Source organism: Scytonema sp. PCC 10023 (genome assembly GCF_963920835.1).
GTDB lineage: Bacteria > Cyanobacteriota > Cyanobacteriia > Cyanobacteriales > Nostocaceae > Kalymmatonema.
In genome coordinates, this window is record NZ_CAWUDP010000259.1 from 1 (window position 1) to 2342 (window position 2342).

The window sequence follows — 2342 nt, forward strand, 5'->3', positions numbered from 1 at the left end:
TCTAGATTTAACAGAGAGGTACGGAGAGTAATACCTCCTATCGACTCTACCCGCCCAAATCAGTGATTGGAGTCCCCTCGTACCAGCTGGCAGGACAGGTGAAGTCATGAGCATTTTGATACGCTCGATTTTGGTGCAATAGCCCGATACAGTTATCAGTGAACAGTGAACAGTTATCAGTTAATCCCCATCAATACCTGATGGGGCTTGTACCAAACAAACCTGTTGTCTGATAACTGATAACTGATAACTGATAACTGATTTAAGAGGCTCTGCCTGCTTTATACCAAATCCGGATCTAATACCCCCTTTATAATTTAGTCCGCGCAGGCGGACTTTGTTTGTGTAGCCGCGATTTCTAATCGCCTGGGCTTTGTTTGTGTAGCTTCTGACTCCTCAATTCTGCTGTAAAATTTCAATAAACCGAAAAATCCGGAAAGTCATACCGAAAGCTTGTATCTTACTCTGCTACTACCAAACTTATGAGCTATAGCAATCCTACATCATTGATGAGAAATTTAAAACCGATTGGGCGAATAGAATTCGCTACTACACAAACAAAGTCCAGATGGTGCGTGGACTTCATAGAATAACCCGGGTAGGCGGGTTTCGTCTGTGTAGCCGCGATTTCTATTCGCCAAGGCTGAATAAAATTTTACTTTTAAATTTGATGTTAAATCTACGTGCTTTCTCACAATTCAATTCGGATTGCTATAACTAATAACTGATAACTGATAACTGGTAACTGATAACTGATAACTGATAACTGTTAAAATCATGACTAGCAAGACAGAACCAATAATCCGGCAGCAAGCAGAAAACTCAACGTTTTCTGGTGGAATGCAAGCGATTCAAGGTGACAACAATATTCAACTTCAAGGAAATAGTCAATTAGCTGTACAAAAAATCTTTGAGAATGTTCGGGCTGAGGGGAATATTACAGTAGGAGATATCACTCAGATTTACCAAACTGTAAACAATTTGAGTAATATTCCTAAACCAACAGGTTTTCCCCAAAATATTCCCCCCAGTAACACAGATAAATTTATCGGTCGAGGAAAGGAATTAGAACGCCTCCATCAACAGTTACAACGCAATAATGAAGTCGTCATTGCTGCTGTTGAAGGCATGGGGGGAGTTGGTAAAACAGAATTAGCAATCCAGTACTCACTGCTACACTTACAGTTGCACACTTACTCTGGCGGTATCTGCTGGTTACGCGCAAGAGAAGAAGATATTGGTTTGCGGATCATAGAATTTGCGAGAATAAATTTGGGCTTGCAGCCGCCAGAAGATTTGGAGTTACCAGAACGAGTACGCTGGTGTTGGCAGCATTGGCACCAAGGAAACACGCTTGTGGTTGTGGATGATGTGAAAAATTACAGTCACATAAAACCTTATCTACCACCTCAATCATCCCAGTTTAAAGTACTCATAACAACACGACTCAAGTTAAATTTAGCTGGTTCTCTGTTTTTGGAAGTTTTGCAGGAGGATGATGCACTTTCATTACTGACTGAATTGGTTGGAGAAGAAAAGGTCAATCAAGAATCAATAAAAGCAAAAGAACTTGTTCAGCGTTTAGGCTACTTACCTCTGGCGTTGCAATTAGTCGGGCGGTATGTAAAAAAACGTAAAATATCCTTGACAGAAATGCTGCGACGCTTGGAAGAAAAAGGGCTAGGGCATCCTTCTTTAGAAGTAAAAGAAAATGACTCCACTTGGACTTCCGATATCAAACGTGGAGTAGCGGCTGCTTTTGAATTGAGTTGGTCCGAATTAAGTGAGTCTGCCCAAGAGTTAGGATGTTTACTAAGTTTATTTGCTTTAGCTGGGATTCCTTGGTTACTGGTGGAACGTGCTGCTGTTGAGAAAGACGCAGAAGAACTGGAAGATGCAAGAGTAGAATTAGAAAACTTGCACCTGTTACAGGGCGAAGATACTTATCAGTTACATCAGTTGATTCGAGAGTTTCTGAGAAACAAGCAAAAGAACTTAGCTTCAGGCGACTCGCAGAAGTCTAGTTTTTGCCAAGCAATGGTAGAAGTGGCAAAAGAAATTCCTGATACACCTAATCAGAACCAAATCACTGCCTTAACACCTGCTATCCCACATTTAGCAGAGGTGGCACAAAATCTGACTGATGCAGTCAGTGATGAAAAATTAATTTTGGTTTTTACTGGCTTGGGTTGGTTTTATGAAGGACAGGGTTTGTATGCACTGGCTCAACCGTGGTTAAAGCAATGTGTATCAGTTGTCCAATCCCGTTTGGGAGAAGAGCATCCCGATGTCGCCGGCAGTTTCAACAACTTGGCTCTTCTCTACTATTACCAAGGACGGTA

At 41.4% G+C, this 2342-nt stretch carries 1 protein-coding gene; it reads left to right on the forward strand.

Going from position 1 to position 2342, the window contains the following annotated elements; genetic code table 11:
• Window positions 1-777: 777 nt before the first annotated feature.
• A partial coding sequence (locus ACM0OZ_RS48490; protein ID WP_414590097.1) for an NB-ARC domain-containing protein occupies window positions 778-2342 on the forward strand: 1565 nt, incomplete at its 3' end.